Raw genomic sequence first — 17,569 nt, 5'->3', positions numbered from 1 at the left:
CAGCAATAATCGTCCGGTGGCCGGGGCATGGACGCGACAAGGCGCCCAAACACAGGCCGGAAAGGGGGGAAATGGATGGCTCAGACTACCACCGAGCGCCCGCCTTCGGAATGCTTGTCCCCTACTTATTCACAAAAACATCCACAGCTATTGCACAGCCCAGTGAATTCGCGTAGCTGCCAGGGGTTGACTTGGGGCGGGGTACCTCTCTAGAATTTCCGGTTCTTTCCGTCCCATTCATACGAGAGGCCCCCAATGGCCACGAAGCGCACCTACCAGCCCAGCAACCTCAAGCGTAAGCGCGACCACGGCTTCCGTGCCCGTATGAAGACCGCTGACGGCCGCAAGATCCTGTCGCGTCGCCGCGCCAAGGGCCGCAAAGTCCTGAGCGCCTGATTGCCATGCCGCACATCGCGGCAGACGCAATCCCTTCGACAGTGAATACTGCAGACCCGCGCAAGCGATTCCCTCGCTCTGCGCGGGTTCGCACGCGTGCCGAATACTCAACGGTCTTCAACGGCGCCCGCCGTGTGTCCGATCCGCTGATGACCCTGCACTGGCTGCCGGCTGACCGGCCGGCCAGGCTGGGTCTGGCGGTTTCCCGCAAGGTTGATCCGAACGCCGTCGGGCGTAACCGGATCAAGCGCGTCCTGCGCGACATCCTGCGTCAGACACGTACCGACATCCAGCCAGGCGACTTTGTCGTCGTGGCTCGAAGTGCTGCGCGTTCCGCCAGCAACGACGAGATCCGCCAGGCCTTCCTGCGCCTGCTGCGTCGCCTGCGTGCATTGCCCACGCCGGGCGTGGACGGCACAATGCCGCCGCCTGATGGCATCGCAACTCCTTCTTTGACCGAGCCGGCATCGCGTCCCGGCCCCGCCGAGCCTGTCCGCTGATGAACCAGACCCGCGTATTCCTCATTTTTGCCTGGCTGATGGTGGCCGTGCTGCTGTGGATGGAGTGGAGCCGTGAAAAGGCTGCTCCGACCCCGGCACCGACGACCACGTCGGCCCCGGCCGCCGCACAGAGCGTTCCGGGCGCAACCCCGGGCGCCATCCCCAGCGCCCAGGTGCCGGGTGCCCCCGGCCAGGCCGCCGTGCAGGCCCAGGCCAGCGCCACGCCGGCCAGCCAGCGCGTGACCGTCACCACCGACGTGCTGCGCCTGGTGCTCGACGGCGGCCGCGTGCTCGATGCCGAGCTGCTGCAGTTCCCGCAGACCAAGGACGAAGGCAGCCCGCCGGTCCGCCTGCTGACCGAAGACCCCGCGCACCCCTACAGCGCGATCAGTGGCTGGGCCAGCGAAGACAAGAACACCCCGGTCCCCGGCGCCGACGGCTTCAAGCTGGTCGGTGACATCAAGGACTTCGTGCTGGCCAAGGGCCAGAACGAGCTGCAGATCCCGTTCGTGTGGACCGCCGACAACGGCGTGACCATCAAGCGCACGCTGACCGTCTCGCGCAACGAGTATGCCGTGCGCTTCAAGGATGAAGTCAGCAACGCCGGCGCCGCGCCGTGGAACGGCTACGTCTACCGCACCCTGGACCGCACCCCGACCATCCTGTCGCGGAGCATGACCAACCCGGATTCCTTCAGCTTCAACGGTGCCACCTGGTACGACAACGACAAGAAGTACCAGCGTCGTGCGTTCAAGGACTACCTGGAAGACGGCACGCTGAACCAGAACATCACCGGCGGCTGGCTGGCGATGCTGCAGCACCACTTCTTCACCGCCTGGATCCCGCAGAAGGACCAGACCGCACACTACGTGCTGTCGCAGGTGGCCGGTCGTGACCTGATCGAAGCGCGTGGCCCGGCCTTCACCGTGGCCCCGGGCCAGTCCACCAGCACCGAAGCCCGCCTGTGGGTCGGCCCGAAGCTGGTCAACCTGATTGCCAAGGAAGACGTGCCGGGCCTGGACCGCGTGGTCGACTACAGCCGCTTCTCGATGATGGCGGTGATCGGCCAGGGCCTGTTCTGGGTGCTGAACCAGGTGCACAAGCTGGTCGGCAACTGGGGCTGGGCGATCGTCGGCCTGGTGGTGCTGCTGAAGCTGGTGCTGTACCCGCTGTCGGCGACCCAGTACAAGAGCGGCGCCAAGATGCGTCGTTTCCAGCCGCGCATCGCGCAGCTGAAGGAACGCTATGGCGATGACCGCCAGAAGTTCCAGACCGCGATGATGGAGCTGTACAAGAAGGAAAAGATCAATCCGATGGGCGGCTGCCTGCCGATCCTCATCCAGATGCCGATCTTCTTCGCCCTGTACTGGGTGCTGGTGGAATCGGTCGAACTGCGCCAGGCGCCTTGGTTCGGCTGGATCCAGGACCTGACCGCACGCGACCCGTACTTCATCCTGCCGGTGATCAACGTGGCGGTGATGTGGTTCACGCAGAAGCTGACCCCGGCACCGGGCATGGACCCGATGCAGCAGAAGATGATGCAGTTCATGCCGCTGGTGTTTGGCGTCATGATGGCCTTCATGCCGTCCGGCCTGGTTCTGTACTGGGTGGTCAACGGCGGCCTGGGCCTGCTGCAGCAGTGGTGGATGACCAAGCGCCATGGCGGCGAGCCGGTCCCGGCCACCACCGCCCCGGCCCCGGTCAAAAAGAAGTAATCCGACCGGCAGGTCGCCGGCTTTGTAGAGAGTCGACCTTGGTCGACTGCCATTGAGCCCCGACCGACCCGCAGAAGCCCGCCGCAAGGCGGGCTTTTCGCATGCGGCGTTAGAATCGCCGGCACACCGTTCCTCCATCCATCGAGTCCGCCATGCCGCGTGCGTCGTCGTTCCGCCTGTTCCTGCCCTCGCTGTTGTTGACCCTGGTCGTTGCCGGCTGTGGCGACAAAGACGCGAAGGCACCGGTAACCGGCGTGACCCAGCCCAGCGCGCAGGCCGCGGCCGCCGCCGACCCGGCCGCCGCGCCGTTGCTGGCTGCGCTGCAGAAGCAGCTCGACGGTTACCGTCGGATCATCGTGCTGCTGGCCGACGAAGAACAGCAGTCGGCCGCCGACCGCGGCACCTCCACGCGTGTGGGCCAGCAGCTGTTCCATGATGGCCTGGAGCAACGTACGGCCATCGCCGCGCAGTTCGACACCCTGCTGCGCGGTTCCAGTCCGCAGCGCTTCGCCACCCTGGGTACCGTGCTGGACTACATCGAGTCCGCGCCGGAACTGTTCGATGCCGACCGCCTGGCCTTCCGCGAAGTGCTGGGTGATCTGCATGAGCGGGTCGGTACCGATTCGTCGCTGCCGGCGGTGAAGCTGCACCAGCGCATCGGCGAGGACCTGGAAGCGCTCGACGAGATCGAACGCAACTACAACCAGGAACTGACCCGCATCTTCAGCCGCTTCGAGCGCACCCGCGCCATCGAGCTGAAGCGCGAGAAGTGGGACGATTACATCGCGCACCTGCACAAGGACTACAGCCGCGAAGCGATCCTGCGCGACTACGGGGTGATCGAGCCGTACCCGATGTCCATGAAGGACAGCGACCGCGAAATCTTCGGCCGCGACCTGCCGGCCAAGACCGTGGTGCTGACCTTCGACGATGGCCCGCACAAGGCCTACACCGATGAAGTGGTGGCCATCCTCAAGCGCTACGACGTGCCGGGCGTGTTCTTCGAAGTGGGCCGAAACCTGGGCAAGGTCGAGGCCGATGGCAAGGTCAGCCTGGGCCCGATGGCGAAGATCAGCCGCAATCTGATGGAAGAGGGCTATGCGGTCGGCAACCACAGCCTGACCCACGCCCAGCTGTCGCGCACCACCGGCGACGCGCTGCGCCAGCAGGTGCTGGACACCGACACGCTGCTGAAGGATGTCGACAGCAAGCGCGCACCGCTGTTCCGCTTCCCGTATGGCGCGCGCAATGCCGAAGGCCTGCAGCTGCTCAACGAGGCCGGGCTGAAGTCGATCATGTGGAACATCGACTCGATGGACTGGGCCGACCCGGTACCGGAGTCGATCGTGCAGCGCGTGCTCGACCAGGTGAACAAGGAACAGCGCGGCATCATCCTGTTCCACGACATCCACGATCGTGCGGTGAAGGCGCTGCCGCAGATCCTCGACCGGCTGATCGCCGATGGCTACCAGTTCGCCGGCTGGAATGGCCGCGACTTCACCGTCGCCCGAGCGCGCAAGGGTGATGCCGGTGCCGCCACGGTCACCACCGGCTACGAGAAGTCGTGGGCGATCGTGGTCGGCATCGACAACTACGCCAAGTGGCCGAAGCTGGAGTACGCCAGCCATGATGCACAGGCGGTGGCCGATACCCTGACCGGGCAGTTCGGCTTCCCGTCCTCGCAGGTGATCGTGCTGAAGAACGAGCAGGCCACCCGCAACAACATCTTGGCCGCCTTCCACGACCGCCTGGCCGACGACCGCACCGGAAAGAACGACCGCGTGTTCGTGTTCTTCGCCGGCCATGGCGCGACCCGCCAGCTCGCCTCGGGGCGCGACCTCGGCTACATCATTCCGGTCGATTCGGATCCGAAGGAATTCGCCACCGACGCGATTGCGATGACCGACATCCAGAACATCGCCGAAAGCATGCAGGCCAAGCATGTGATGTTCGTGATGGATGCCTGCTACAGCGGCCTGGGCCTGACCCGTGGCGGCCCCTCGTCGTCGTCGTTCCTGCGCGAGAACGCGCGACGCAGCGCGCGGCAGATGCTGACCGCCGGTGGTGCCGACCAGCAGGTGGCCGATGCCGGCCCCAACGGCCATTCGGTGTTCACCTGGGTGCTGCTGCAGGCGTTGGCCGGCAAGGGCGACCTCAACGGCGATGGCCTGATCACCGGTACCGAACTGGCCGCCTACGTGGCGCCGGCGGTCTCGGCGGTCTCGCACCAGACCCCGGCCTTCGGCAGCCTGCCCGGTTCGCAGGGCGGCGAGTTCGTGTTCCAGGTGCCGGACAGCCAGGAATTCCTCAACGCCGATACGCGCCAGCTGACCGCCGATGCGATCGCGCTGAACAACAAGGTTGATGCTGCCAGCGAAGCAAAGGGCAGCCAGGCGCCGGTGACCGTGGCCGACCTGCAGGGCGGCAAGGCCAAGCTGGTGGTGCCCACCGCCGGCCCGGCGTCCGACCGCCAGCGCGCGCAGCAGGCCAATGACCGTGGCCTGCAGCTGTACCGCGAGAAGCAGTACGACGAAGCGGTAGCCCAGTTCACCGAGGCGCTGAAGCTGCGCCCGGACTTCGCCCAGGCCGCCAACAACCTCGGCTTCGTCTACTACCGCCAGCAGCGCTATGCCGAAGCGGCGCGCTGGCTGGAGAACACACTGAAGATCGACCCCTCGCGCGCCGTGGCCTATCTCAACCTGGGCGACGCCTACTTCAACGCCGGCGACAAGGCCAAGGCCAAACAGGCCTACACCACCTACCTGGCGCTGCAGCCGCAGGGCAGCGGCGCGGCCCAGGCGCGTGCGCAGCTGGAGAAACTCTGAGCCATGAACGACGCGATCCGCACCGACACGATCGTGGCCATCGCCAGTGCGCCCGGCGCCGGCGGTGTCGGCCTGCTGCGCCTGTCCGGCCCGCGCGCTGCAGCGATTGCCAATGCGCTGGGTGCACCTGCACTGCGTCCGCGCCACGCGCACTACGCGCGCCTGCGTGATGCCGACGGCGAGGTCATCGACGATGGCATCGTGCTGTGGTTCCCGGCACCGAACAGCTTCACCGGCGAAGAGGTGGTGGAGCTGCAGGGCCATGGCAGCCCGGTGCTGCTGCAGCAACTGGTCGCGCGCTGCATCGCGCTCGGTGCGCGCCAGGCGCGCCCGGGTGAGTTCAGCGAACGGGCATTCCTCAACGGCAAGCTCGACCTGGCCCAGGCCGAGGCCATCGCCGACCTGATCGCCGCGGGCGACAACCGTGCCGCGCGCGCTGCGCGCCGTTCGCTGGATGGTGTGTTCTCGCGCCGCATCGACGCCGTGGTCGAACAGCTGGTGCTGCTGCGCATCCATGTGGAAGCGGCCATCGACTTCGCCGACGAACCGCTGGATACCCTCGGTGGAGCACAGGTGCGCCGTGGCCTGGAACAGGCGCGCAGCGACCTGGCCCTGCTGCGGCGGGATGCCGAGCGCGGCCGACGCCTGCGCGATGGCCTGCATGCAGTGCTGATCGGGCCGCCGAATGCCGGCAAGAGTTCACTCCTGAACGCACTGGCCGGCAGCGAGCGCGCCATCGTCACCGACATCGCCGGCACCACCCGCGACACCCTGCGCGAAACCATCCGCCTGGACGGCCTGGAGCTGACCCTGGTCGACACCGCCGGCCTGCGCGACGGCGGCGATGCCATCGAACGCGAAGGCATGCGCCGCGCGCACGTGGAAATCGAACGCACCGACCTGGCGCTGATCGTGCTGGATGCGCGCGATCCAGCGGCCGGCGAAGCGGCGCTGGGCGATGCCGTGGCGGCGGTGCCGCACAAGGTCTACATCCACAACAAGTCGGATCTGCTGACGGCGCTGCCGACGCTGGACGATCCGGATCGGGTGTTCGTTTCGGCGGCCACCGGCGCCGGACTCGAAGATCTGCATGCGCGCCTGCGTTCGATTGCCTCGGCCGGGGCAGGCGAGCAGGTGGACGGCGAGTTCTCCGCGCGCACGCGCCACGTCGATGCGATCGAGCGCGCGCAGGAACATGCGCAGCGCGCCGATGGTGAGCTGGCGCATGAGCACCTGGAACTGGCCGCCGAGGAACTGCGGCTGGCGCATGACGCGCTGGGTGAGATCACCGGGCAGATGAGTGCCGATGACCTGCTGGGAAGGATCTTCTCCAGCTTCTGCATCGGCAAGTAAGGTCGGGGCCAGATCCCCGAAGGGATCTCTGACCCCGTCATCGATCAATCGCGCGGCTCATGCTCTGGCAGGCGCCAACCTTCGCCCTGGGAGGTGCCAACCTTCGCTCTGGTAGGTGCCAACCTTGGTTGGCACAGGGCGTCCGGGGTCATGGACGCCGGCTGGCAGAGCGCCGACCAAGGTCGGCGACTACCGGATCCATGGGGTCCCCCGCCTGTCACATTGCCGCCGCATACTGACGCCCATCACATACCGCTTGGGGAAGTCGCAGTGAAGTCGTGGGGTTGTGCGTTGCTGTTGTCGCTGGCCGTGGCACCATCGGTGGCCATGAGTGCTGAATCCTCCACCCCGGCCGCACACAAGGTGTCGGTCTATGGCCACCGCGGGGCAAGCGCACTGCTGCCCGAGCACACCCTGGCGGCCTACGCGCAGGCCATCGCCGATGGCGCCGACTACATCGAACCGGACCTGGTCATGACCAAGGACGGGGTGATGGTGGCCCGCCACGAGAACGAGATCAGTGGCACCACCGATGTCGCCTCGCATCCCGAATTCGCCAGCCGCCGCACCAGCAAGGTCATCGACGGGCAGAAGGTCGATGGCTGGTTCACCGAAGACTTCACCCTGGCCGAGCTGAAGACGCTGTACGCGCGTGAGCGCCTGCCGGAACTGCGCAGCACCGCCTACGATGGCCAGTTCCGCATCGCCAGCCTCGACGAGATCCTTGCGTTCCTGGTGCAGCAGGCTGGCCGCGCCAACCGCGGCATCGGCGTGGTGCCGGAGATCAAGCATCCGACCTACTTCCAGTCGATCGGCCTGCCGATGGAAGACAAGCTCCTGATCGCGCTGCGCGGCAACGCCTATACCAACGTGGGCCCGGTCACCATCCAGTCGTTCGAGACCGCCAACCTGCGCTACCTGCGCGGCAAGATCGGGCGGGGCAGCAACATCCGCCTGCTGCAGCTGCTGTGGAAAGGCGATACCCAGCCGGCCGACATCGCCAAGGCCGGTGGCAAGCTGACCTACGCGCAGATGATGACGCCGGCCGGACTGAAGGACATTGCCAGCTACGCCGACAGCATCGGCCCGGAGCTGCGCTCGATCATTCCGCTGGACGCCAAGGGTGCACTGGGGACACCGACCACGCTGGTACAGGACGCACATGCAGTGGGCCTGATGGTGATTCCGTATACCTTCCGTCCGGAGAATCATTTCCAGGCCAGCAACCTGCGCAAGGGCGCCGACAACGCGCGCAATGCCGAGGGGTCAATTGCCGAGATGCGCGCCTATCTGGCCACCGGCATCGATGCGTTCTTCACCGATGACCCGGCGCTGGGCCGGCAGGCGGTGGATGGGATGGGCGCGGCGGGGAATACGGCGAACTGACCGGCCAATGCCGCCGGGCATGGCCCGGCGCTACCGGATGTGACGGAATGCTCTGGTAGTTGCCAACCTTGGTTGGCATGCAGCAGGAGCGCCGACCAAGGTCAGCCACTGCCGGGTCATGAAGATGCCGGACCCCCGTCACCCGCTCAGCCGCGCGGCTCGTCCGGCCGGCGGAACGGGATCACCACGTAGTCCTGGCCCTCGCGCGGCTGCCATAGCACCGGCACGCGCTGCGGTGACGGCGGCTCCAGCTCGTCGTCGGCCAGCGGTTCGACGTCTTCTTCTTCGTCTTCCCAGCTGTAGCGCGGGCGCGGCGGCAGCGGGTCGGCGTTGCGGAACAGCAGCGCAGCGATGATGCCGGCGAAGGCGCCGCCCATGTGCGACTGCCAGGACACACCATCGGCGTGCGGCAGGATGGTCATCAGCATGCCGCCGTAGAACAGCATGCCGATCAGGCCGGTGGCGATGGCCGCGCGATCGCGGCGCAGCAGGCCCAGGCTGGCCAGCAGGAACATCAGGCCGTGGGTCACGCCGCTGGCGCCCAGGTGCACGCTGCCCGGATTGCCCAGCATCCACGCACCGATGCCCGAGCCCAGCCACAGCAGGGGCAGGGCGCGCACGGTGGCTTTCGGGTAGACGCTGCCGGCCAGCGTGCCGAGGATCAGGATCGCGATGCTGTTGGCGGCGATGTGCTCGACCGAGGCATGCAGCATCGGGCCGCCGATCAGGCCAAGCAGGCCCTTGGCTTCCAGCGGCGCGACCGCCCACGGTCGCCAGTCGAACGTGCCCTGCAGGGCGAACACGGCCACCAGCACCAGCACGGCGGCCAGGCTGACATTGAACGCCCGCAGGATGCGCGAGCGGTCATTGCGGGGGGCCGGCACGTCGCCAGCGGGCAGGGGCGCGTTGTTGTTCATACCTCAGCAATGGCGGTGGTTGGTGCGAAACCAAGGCCACCGCCGCGGGAGAGTGGAAACGGCCGGCGGGACAATCCCACCGGCCGCGCCATCCAGCGGGTCAGGCTCAGGCCTGGCCTTCGCCTTCCTTCGGCGGGTACTTCAGGCTCAACACCACGGTAGCGGCGATGATCACCGCCACCACGCCCAGCGAGATCGGGGTCGGGATCTTGAACAGGTCGATGATCATCATCTTGATGCCGATGAAGCCCAGCACCAGCGCCAGGCCGTACGGCAGCAGGTGGAAGCGGTCGGCCATGCCGGCCAGCAGGAAGAACATGGCACGCAGGCCCAGCACCGCGAACACATTGGAAGTGAGCACGATGAACGGGTCGGTGGTGATCGCGAAGATCGCCGGGATGCTGTCCACCGCGAAGATCACGTCGGTGACCGCGATCAGGATCAGTACCGCGAACAGCGGGGTGAACCAGCGCACGCCGTCGCGCTTCACGCTCAGCGCATTGCCCGCGTAATCCGGCAGCAGGCGCAGGTGCTTGCGCATCCAGCGCAGGGCCGGGTTGGCTTCCAGATCGGGCTCCTGGCCGGCGGCGAACCACATCTTCCAGCCGGTGAACAGCAGGAAGGCGCCGAACACGTAGAGCAGCCAATGGAACTGGGTGATCAGCACGCTGCCGGCGAAGATCATGATCGTACGCAGCACGATCGCGCCCAGGATGCCGATGATCAGCACCTTCTGGCGCTGCTCCTCCGGCACCGCGAAGTAGCTCATGATCATCAGGAAGACAAAGATGTTGTCGACCGCCAGCGCCTTCTCGACCAGGTAGCCGGTCAGGAATTCGAGGCCGACCTTGTTGGCCACCACCTGGCCCGCGGTCTCATTCAGGTAGTACCAGAGGCCCGCATTGAACAGCAGGGCCAGCGCGACCCAGCCGATGGACCACCACAGGGCCTCCTTGAAGGTGACCTTGTGCGGTCCACCATGGCGCATCAACACGAGGTCGACCAGCAGGGCGATGACCACCACCGCTGCGAAGCCGCCCCACAACCACACGTTACCGATCGTCTGCATTGGGAATGTCCGTTGGAAAGATGAATGCCAGGCCGGACGGCGAGGATCTGCAACGGAGGATCGGGAGGGGGATCCAGGGACAGAGCTTCGCCAGTACGGCGAAGGTCTCGCTCGCAGTTCCAGTCGGCTGGAACTGCCGTTGCACCGGAGCCTGCGGGCTCGAAATGACGGCGACAACGTCTGGGAGCTACTCCCCTTCTGGCGCCGATTCTGCGGCCTGGCCGGGCTGCCGTCAAATGCCGGGCGGCCGGGGGCCCCGCTCTGGTAGATGCCAACCTTGGGTTGCCATGCCTGCCTGCCCGCCGCGGTAGATGCCAACCTTGGTTGGCACGCCTTGCCCGGGCCGTTCAGCAACGCCCGTCGCGCCAGCTCGACTCTACGAAAGCGCCCCCCGGCTACAATAGGTGGATGAATACCCCCCTTCCGATTGTCCGCCTCAAGAATGCGTGGCGTTCCAGCCACCCGTGGATCTTCCAGAAACTGGTCGAGAAGCCGACCGTCCGGCCCAAGCCCGGTTCCATCGTCGACGTGGTCGGCGTGGACGGGGAGTTCATCGGCCGCGGGTTCTACAACGGGCACTCGCGCATTGCCGTGCGCATCCTCGAAACCGACCAGAACGTGCCGGTCGATGCTGGCTGGTTCTCGCGCAAGATCGCCCAGGCGGTGTCGCTGCGCCGTGAGGTGCTGAAGCTCGACGCGGTGTCCGACGCCTGGCGCGTGGTGCACAGCGAGGGCGATGGCCTGTCCGGCCTGGTGGTGGACCGCTACGGCGACCTGGTGGTGGTCGAATTCTTCGCCGCCGGCATGTTCCGCCACCGCGAGTGGATCTACGACGCCCTGCGCGAGCAGTTCCCGGGCTGCCGCTTCCACAGCTTTGCCGACGAGCACGTGCAGAAGCAGGAAAGCTTCGACTTCCACGGCAACACCACCACCGAAGCGTCGGTGATCACCGAGTACGGCATCAAGTTCCGCGCTGACCCGGCCGGTGCGCACAAGACCGGCTTCTTCGCCGACCAGCGCGAGAACCGCGAGTGGCTGAGCCAGCAGGTGGAAGGCAAGAGCGTGCTCGACCTGTGCTGCAACACCGGCGGTTTCGCCGTGTACGCGGCGGCGCGTGGTGCCACTGAAGTGGTCGGCATCGACATCGATGAAGACGTCATCCAGATCGCCAAGGGCAATTCGCGCCTGAACAACGTGCGCCCGAAGTTCGTCCAGTCCGACATTTTCCCGTGGCTGCGCGACGCCGCCAACCGCGGTGAGCAGTACGATGTGGTGATCCTGGACCCGGCGAAGATGACCCGCGACCGCGACCAGGTCATCACCGCGCTGAAGAAGTACCTGGACATGAACAAGCTGGCGCTGGGCGTGGTCAAGCCCGGTGGCCTGTTCGCCACGTTCTCCTGCACCGGCCTGGTGGCCGAGGACCAGTTCCTCGACATGCTGCGTCGTGCGGCCTATTTCTCCGGCCGCACGATCCAGATCCTGAAGGTGGCCGGCGCCGGTCCGGACCATCCGTTCATGGCCCACGTGCAGGAATCGCGTTACCTCAAGGCCGTGTTCTGCCGCGTGGTGGACTGATTTCCAGATGTAGAGTCGAGCGATGCTCGACTCGCGGTGCCTGATCAGTCGAGCACAGTTCGACTCTACAAATCCGCGGTCCGCAGCGCTATGGTCGGGCTCTTCCCATTGCCGGTGAGAGCCCATGCCATCGTTGCGCCACCTGTCCGTCGTGCTTGCCCTGGCGCTGTGCGCGCCGCTGTCGGCTCATGCCATCGAGTTCAGCGCACAGGAGCTGGCGCGCGCCAAGGCCCTGCAGCAGCGCCTGGTCACCCTCGACAGCCACCTGGATACGCCGGCCAATTTCGGCCGAACCGGCTTCGACATCGAGCAGCGTCACGACCGCAACGCGCTTTCGCAGGTCGACTACCCGCGCATGGTCGAAGGTGCGCTGGACGGCGGTTTCTGGGCGATCTACACCGATCAGGGCGACCGCAGCCCCGCCGCGCACCTCGCCGAGCGTGACCATGGCCTGCAGCGGCTGCTGGAGATCCGCGAAATGCTGGCGGCCAACCCCGAGCGCTTCGCGCTGGCATTGACCGCAGATGACGCGGCGCGGATCAAGGCCGCCGGCAAGCGCGTGGTCTACATCAGCATGGAAAACGCCAGCCCGCTGGTGGAAGACCCGAGCCTGCTGTCGTTCTACCACCGCGCCGGCCTGCGCCTGCTCAGCACCGTGCACTTTGCCAACAACGAGTTTGCCGATTCGGCCACCGACCCCAAGGGTGCGGAGTGGAAAGGCCTGAGCCCGGCCGGCAAGGACCTGGTGCGGCAGGCGGTGAAGCTGGGCATTGTGATCGACCAGTCACATGCTTCGGATGCGGTGTTCGACGACCTGCTGGCGATGATGCCGGTGCCGTTCGTGCTCTCGCACAGCTCGGCCAAGGCGGTCTACGACCACCCGCGCAATCTGGATGACGCGCGCCTGCGCAAGCTGGCCAAGGCCGGCGGTGTGATCCAGGTGAACGCCTATGGTGGCTACCTGATCGACACCGCAAAGACGCCCGAGCGCAAGCAGGCCGAGGAAGCGCTGAGCAAGCAGCTGGGTGGCTGGGAAGGCATGGGCATCGAACAGGGCGTTGCCCTGCTGAAGGCCGAGCAGGCGCTGGACCACGAGCACCCGGTGCGCCATGCCAGCCTCGACGACTTCTTCGCCCACTTCGAGCACATCCTCAAGGTGGTGGGCCCCGAGCACGTGGGCATCGGCCTGGACTGGGATGGCGGCGGTGGCCTGAGCAACCTGCCCGATGTCAGCCAGCTGCCGAAGATCACCGCGTGGCTGCTGCGCAAGGGCTATACCGAGAAGCAGATTGCCGGCATCTGGGGCGGCAACCTGCTGCGGGTGATGCGCCAGGCGCAGGACTACGCTGCAAAGCAGGGCGGTTGACCGCCCTGCGGTAGTGCCGGCCGCTGGCCGGCATGGCCCGTATCAACAGGATGCGAGGTGCCGGCCAGCGGCCGGCACTACCGGTGATCCGGCTATTTCGCGATCAGCGCGTGGCGGCGGCTGTACAGGAAGTACAGCACCAGGCCGGCCAGGTTCCACAGCAGGAAGTACAGCTGGGTGCTGTGCGGCAGGCTGAGGAACAGATAGATGCAGCCCAGCGCGGCCAGCGGACCAACCACGAAGGCCAGCGGGGTACGGAAGGTACGTTCGCGGTTCGGCTCGCGCAGGCGCAGCACCACCAGGCAGATGCCCACGGCGGTGAACGCGGCCAGGGTGCCGGCATTGGCCAGCGCCGCGATCTCGTCCAGGCGGGCCACGCCGGCCAGCGCCGACACCACCACCGCGGTGAACAGCGTGGTCGCCACCGGCGTGCCGGTACGTGCGTTGACCTTGGACAGGCCACGCGGCAGCAGGCCATCGCGGCTCATCACGAAGAAGATGCGGCTCTGGCCGTACAGGAAGGCCAGCAGTACGGTCGGCAGCGCGATGATCGCGATCACGCCGATCACCATCGCCGCGGTCGGATGGCCCAGCTGACGCATGATCAGGGCCAGCGGCTCGGCGCTGTGGCCGAACACCGCGTAGCTCATCGCACCGACCGCGGCCAGCGCCACCAGCACGTAGACGATGGTGCAGCCGATCATCGAACCGATGATGCCGATCGACAGGTCGCGGCCGGGGTTCTTGGTTTCCTCGGCGGCGGTGGAGATCGCATCGAAGCCGTAGAAGGCGAAGAAGATGATCGCTGCCGCCGCCATTACGCCGTGTTCGACGCCATCAGGGCCCATCGACTTGGCAAAGCCATACGGCATGAACGGCTGCAGGTTGGCGCTGTCGAAGGCGGGCAGGGCCACGGCCACGAAGATGGCCAGCGCGATCAGCTTGAACACCACCAGGATGGCGTTGAGGGTGGCGCTTTCCTTGGTGCCGGCCATCAGCATGCCGGCCACCAGCCAGGTGATGACGATCGCCGGCAGGTTGATCATGCCGCCTTCCACGTGTGGGCCGGCCGCCAGCCAGGCGGGCAGGTGCACGTTCCAGCCGAACTGGGTGTGGACCCATTCGAGGAAGCCGACGAAGTAGCCGGACCAGCCCACCGCCACGGTACTCACCACCAGTGAGTACTCCAGGATCAGGCTCCAGCCCACCACCCAGGCGAACACCTCGCCCAGCGCGCTGTAGCTGTAGGTGTAGGCACTGCCGGCGGCCGGCATCATCGTCGACAGCTCGGCGTAGGACAGTGCCGCGCAGGCGCAGACCGCACCGGCGATGGCGAAGGAGATAAGCACGGCCGGGCCGGCCAGGTTGGCACCGACGCCGATCAGCGTGTAGATGCCGGTACCGACGATGGCGCCAATACCCAGCGCGATCAGGTGCGGCCAGCTGAGCGTCGGGATCAGGCGCCTGCCGGCTTCGTGGACGGTGACGGAATCTAGGGACTTGCGCCGGAACAGGGACATGCAGGCCTCGGAAGGGGTGACTAAGAACGACAAGTTCCCGAGTGTGACCGAACGCAGCGCAGCATTACCACTGACGGGGGTCATGCGAGGGTCAGATGCGTCACCGGCGCGGCTGTACTCCGAGCATTCTGCCGGAATCGGCACAAATGTTGGCAGGATTCGAAATGATTCGATCCCTCAAGGCGAGCCGGGAGGCGCTTGAAGCGTGAGAGCAGGGGCCAGATCGATGCTGACCCGCTGCGGATCAACCACTGGCGCCGCACCTTGGGTTCTCAACTGGGCCACCAGTACTTCGAAGCCCTGCGTGCGGCCGAACGCGTGCTCGTCCAGGGTCAACGGCAGCAGCTGCAGGAAGTCGAATCGTCCCGATGGCAGTTGCTGGGGTCCCGGGAAATGCAACGACGGAACGAAGACGGCCGCCTGCAGCATGCTCCCTGCGTGATCCACCGGCCCCCCCAGCTTCAGCCGGTCCCATGGCGCCAACGGATTGCCGGGCATGCGTGAGTGGCACAGCAGCAGGTGGTACGCGGTGAACCAGCGCAAGGTGGTCAGTGCCCAGGTCGCTTCTTCCTGCGTCTCAAGCATCAGTTCGATGCCCAACCCCGAATCGCCATCTTCGTGCCGCCCTTCCCAGGGGTTGGACAGGCCGGAGCTGATATAGATCCAGTGCCTTCGATCACCGTGCGGAGGGCAGGCATTGACGCCGACATGCAGCCAGCGCGGGTCGATCTGGTCCTGCTTGAAGACGTTGCGCAGCAGATCCATGTCGATCGGATAGATCCCCGGCCCGGTATCGCCGAACAACCGCCGGTACAGCGTCTCCTCCCGATATTCCCAGCTGCGCTCCAGCAGGGTGTCGTCGTCCATGGTGCTCACTCGGCCACCTTGCCGGGCCAGCGGCAGCCGTCTTCCTGCCAGGCCTCGACGTCATCGTGGAAGGTGGTGCGACGTCCGTCGCGGGCACGCTCGTAGCTCAGGTCCAGCACCAGCGCGCCCTGCGTGCTCAGCAGGTAGCGGCCGTTGAGGCGCCCGTTGATGCGCTCTTCCCAGACGCTGTCGAACTGGTAGGGGCGGTCTTCGGCCAGCACCGTGGTCTCCATTGAAACCCGGCGCAGCAGCAGGCGTTCGCGCTGCCCGGCATAGCGAACGTCGGCCTGGCCGTCATCCAGCCAACGCCATTCCAGATGGATGCCGTCATTGCGGCCGCCGCTCAGGCAGCGATGATCCTGCGCGGTGGCCGCCGGGGCGCTCGTGTTGGCCAGAAGCAGCAGGGCGCCCATCGCCGTCGGCCAGGGTTTCATCCGTTCAGCCCCAACCGGATGCCGAACCCCACCAGGAACAGGCCGGCCACGCGGCGCAGCGCGTCGCTGATCCGCGGATGCTGGATCAGCCGGCGACGGGCCAGGTTGCCCACGCCGATCAACATCGAGCAGTAGGCGATGCTGACCACCAGGATGATGCCCGCCAGCGCAGCGAAGGTGGCGATGCCCTGGTGTGCCTTCGGATCGATGAACAACGGCAGGAAGGCCATGTAGAACAGGATCGCCTTCGGATTGAGCAGGCTGACCAGGATCGCCTGCTGGAAGTAGCGCCCCGGCTGCATGCGGATCGGACCGGCGTCGCCGCTCTCGTGCTTCGGTGTGCGCAGCAGGCTGATGCCCACCCACACCAGGTAGGCCGCACCGAGGTACTGCACCGCGTGGAACACCAGCGGGTTGGCCTTGAGCAGCGCCGCCACGCCCGCCAACGCCAGCCACATCAGGATCTGGTCGCCGACCAGCAGGCCGGCCAGCGCGGTGTAGCCGCCGCGCACGCCGCCACGGCCGGTGGCGGTCAGCAGCGTGAAGGTACCGGGGCCGGGCAGGGCAAGAAACACCAGCACAGCGACCAGAAATGTCCACAGGTCCTGGATGCCCATCCACGGCATGGCGGCGTTCTCTTGTTACGGGGGGCCGCCATTGTCGGCCAGTGCCGCCGTTGGCGACAGGGGGCGGGTGAGGCCAGTGGGCATGCCAGACAGCAGCGGTTGCAGGTGCTGGCGCAGCTGCGCATGCAGTTGCCGTACCGCTGGCGAGAACTGCTTGCGGTGCGGGCATACCAGCTGCAGCGGGATGCTGCTGCCAACACCATCGAGCAGCAGCTGCAGGCGCCCGGCCAGCACGTCCTCGCGCAGGTCCAGCCAGGACTTGTAAGTGATGCCTTCGCCGGCCACGGCCCAGCGTCGCACTACATCGGCGTCGTCGCAGACCAGCGGACCGCGCACCGGAATCACGCTGCGACGCCCGTCGACCTCGAATGACCAGCGATCGTAGGCGCGGCCGTTGAGTTGATAGACCAGGCAGTCGTGCTCGCGCAGATCCTCCAGGCGGGTGGGCGTGCCACGCCGCTGCAGGTAGCCGGGCGAGGCGGCCAGCACGCGTCGATTGCCTTCCAGCAGCGGCAGGGCGACGTAGTTGGCGTCGTCGAAGTGGCCGATGCGGATGGCCACGTCGACCGGGTCGCGGAATACATCGGCCACCTCGTCGGACAGGCGCAGGTGCAGGCGCAGCCGCGGGTGCGCGGCGCGGAAGGCGCTCAGCCAGGGCAGCAGCAGGTTGCGGCCGAGGTCCGAGGGCGCCGACAGCTGCAGGGTGCCGTGCAGCTCGGTGTCCTCGCCCTGCACGCGCGCCTGTCCCTCGCGCAGGGTGGCCAGTACCTCCTGCGCATACGGCAGGTACAGCGCACCCTCGCCGGTGAGGCGCAGGCTGCGGGTGGTGCGCACGAACAGGCGCAGGTCCAGCTCGCGTTCCAGCCGCGCCACCGCCGCGGCGACCTGCCCGGGCAGCAGGTCGGCCTCGCGCGCCGCCTGCGAGAAGCTGCCCAGTGCGGCAGTGCGGACGAACAGCTGCAGATCGTCGAAGCGGATCATCTTCATTGCCAGAGTGAAAGTGCTGCCCGATTCTGC

At 66.7% G+C, this 17,569-nt stretch carries 15 protein-coding genes; 8 read left to right on the top strand and 7 right to left on the bottom strand.

Annotated features, from left to right (window positions below):
* The first annotated feature begins 255 nt into the window (after positions 1 to 255).
* The 6 genes from rpmH (at position 256) to ACZK3W_RS21920 (ending at position 8,175) form a co-directional block, all read left to right on the top strand.
* A complete protein-coding gene (gene rpmH / locus ACZK3W_RS21945; protein WP_005411729.1) occupies positions 256 to 396 on the top strand; it encodes a 50S ribosomal protein L34 in 141 nt (46 codons plus the stop codon).
* A gap of 5 nt (positions 397 to 401) precedes the next feature.
* Complete coding sequence (gene rnpA, locus ACZK3W_RS21940) at positions 402 to 896, top strand: ribonuclease P protein component (RefSeq protein ID WP_021203275.1); 495 nt, start codon at positions 402 to 404, stop codon at positions 894 to 896.
* Positions 896 to 2,611, top strand: a complete 1,716-nt coding sequence (yidC, locus tag ACZK3W_RS21935) for a membrane protein insertase YidC (RefSeq protein WP_032128506.1) — start codon at positions 896 to 898, stop codon at positions 2,609 to 2,611. Before rnpA ends, yidC begins: the two co-directional genes overlap by 1 nt.
* A gap of 152 nt (positions 2,612 to 2,763) precedes the next feature.
* Entirely contained in the window at positions 2,764 to 5,436 is a 2,673-nt protein-coding gene (locus tag ACZK3W_RS21930) for a polysaccharide deacetylase family protein (protein WP_125892591.1), read from the top strand.
* A 3-nt stretch (positions 5,437 to 5,439) separates the two neighbouring features.
* The gene (gene mnmE / locus ACZK3W_RS21925) at positions 5,440 to 6,789 is read left to right on the top strand and encodes a tRNA uridine-5-carboxymethylaminomethyl(34) synthesis GTPase MnmE (RefSeq protein ID WP_049399027.1); all 1,350 of its coding nucleotides are present in this window, start codon (positions 5,440 to 5,442) and stop codon (positions 6,787 to 6,789) included.
* 270 nt (positions 6,790 to 7,059) lie between these two features.
* Positions 7,060 to 8,175, top strand: coding sequence for a glycerophosphodiester phosphodiesterase (locus ACZK3W_RS21920; RefSeq protein WP_125892587.1), 1,116 nt, complete (start codon positions 7,060 to 7,062; stop codon positions 8,173 to 8,175).
* Positions 8,176 to 8,321: 146 nt separating this feature from the next.
* On the opposite strand, the gene ACZK3W_RS21915 is transcribed toward ACZK3W_RS21920, so the two are convergent.
* Complete coding sequence (locus ACZK3W_RS21915; RefSeq protein ID WP_049400340.1) at positions 8,322 to 9,092, bottom strand: rhomboid family intramembrane serine protease; 771 nt, start codon at positions 9,090 to 9,092, stop codon at positions 8,322 to 8,324.
* Positions 9,093 to 9,198: 106 nt separating this feature from the next.
* Positions 9,199 to 10,161, bottom strand: a complete 963-nt coding sequence (locus ACZK3W_RS21910; protein ID WP_049400341.1) for a TerC family protein — start codon at positions 10,159 to 10,161, stop codon at positions 9,199 to 9,201.
* A 408-nt stretch (positions 10,162 to 10,569) separates the two neighbouring features.
* Between ACZK3W_RS21910 and ACZK3W_RS21905 the strand changes: the two genes are divergently transcribed.
* Positions 10,570 to 11,739, top strand: a complete 1,170-nt coding sequence (locus ACZK3W_RS21905; RefSeq protein WP_295555531.1) for a class I SAM-dependent rRNA methyltransferase — start codon at positions 10,570 to 10,572, stop codon at positions 11,737 to 11,739.
* A 124-nt stretch (positions 11,740 to 11,863) separates the two neighbouring features.
* A complete protein-coding gene (locus tag ACZK3W_RS21900; RefSeq protein WP_478450275.1) occupies positions 11,864 to 13,105 on the top strand; it encodes a dipeptidase in 1,242 nt (413 codons plus the stop codon).
* Between the two features lie 92 nt (positions 13,106 to 13,197).
* Here ACZK3W_RS21900 and ACZK3W_RS21895 read toward each other — a convergent pair whose 3' ends face one another.
* The 5 genes from ACZK3W_RS21895 to ACZK3W_RS21875 form a co-directional block, all read right to left on the bottom strand.
* Entirely contained in the window at positions 13,198 to 14,625 is a 1,428-nt protein-coding gene (locus tag ACZK3W_RS21895) for an amino acid permease (RefSeq protein ID WP_032128498.1), read from the bottom strand.
* 177 nt (positions 14,626 to 14,802) lie between these two features.
* Positions 14,803 to 15,492, bottom strand: coding sequence for a suppressor of fused domain protein (locus tag ACZK3W_RS21890; protein ID WP_478450274.1), 690 nt, complete (start codon positions 15,490 to 15,492; stop codon positions 14,803 to 14,805).
* 5 nt (positions 15,493 to 15,497) lie between these two features.
* The gene (locus tag ACZK3W_RS21885) at positions 15,498 to 15,926 is read right to left on the bottom strand and encodes a hypothetical protein (protein ID WP_414578237.1); all 429 of its coding nucleotides are present in this window, start codon (positions 15,924 to 15,926) and stop codon (positions 15,498 to 15,500) included.
* Positions 15,923 to 16,552, bottom strand: coding sequence for a leucine efflux protein LeuE (leuE, locus tag ACZK3W_RS21880; protein ID WP_049420930.1), 630 nt, complete (start codon positions 16,550 to 16,552; stop codon positions 15,923 to 15,925). Before leuE ends, ACZK3W_RS21885 begins: the two co-directional genes overlap by 4 nt.
* 15 nt (positions 16,553 to 16,567) lie before the next feature.
* Entirely contained in the window at positions 16,568 to 17,539 is a 972-nt protein-coding gene (locus ACZK3W_RS21875) for a LysR family transcriptional regulator (protein ID WP_121504956.1), read from the bottom strand.
* Positions 17,540 to 17,569: the final 30 nt, after the last annotated feature.

This window comes from Stenotrophomonas sp. 80084_Sma (assembly GCF_056481995.1).
Note: the sequence above shows the minus strand (reverse complement) of the source record. Positions and strands in the feature narration are given on the sequence as shown.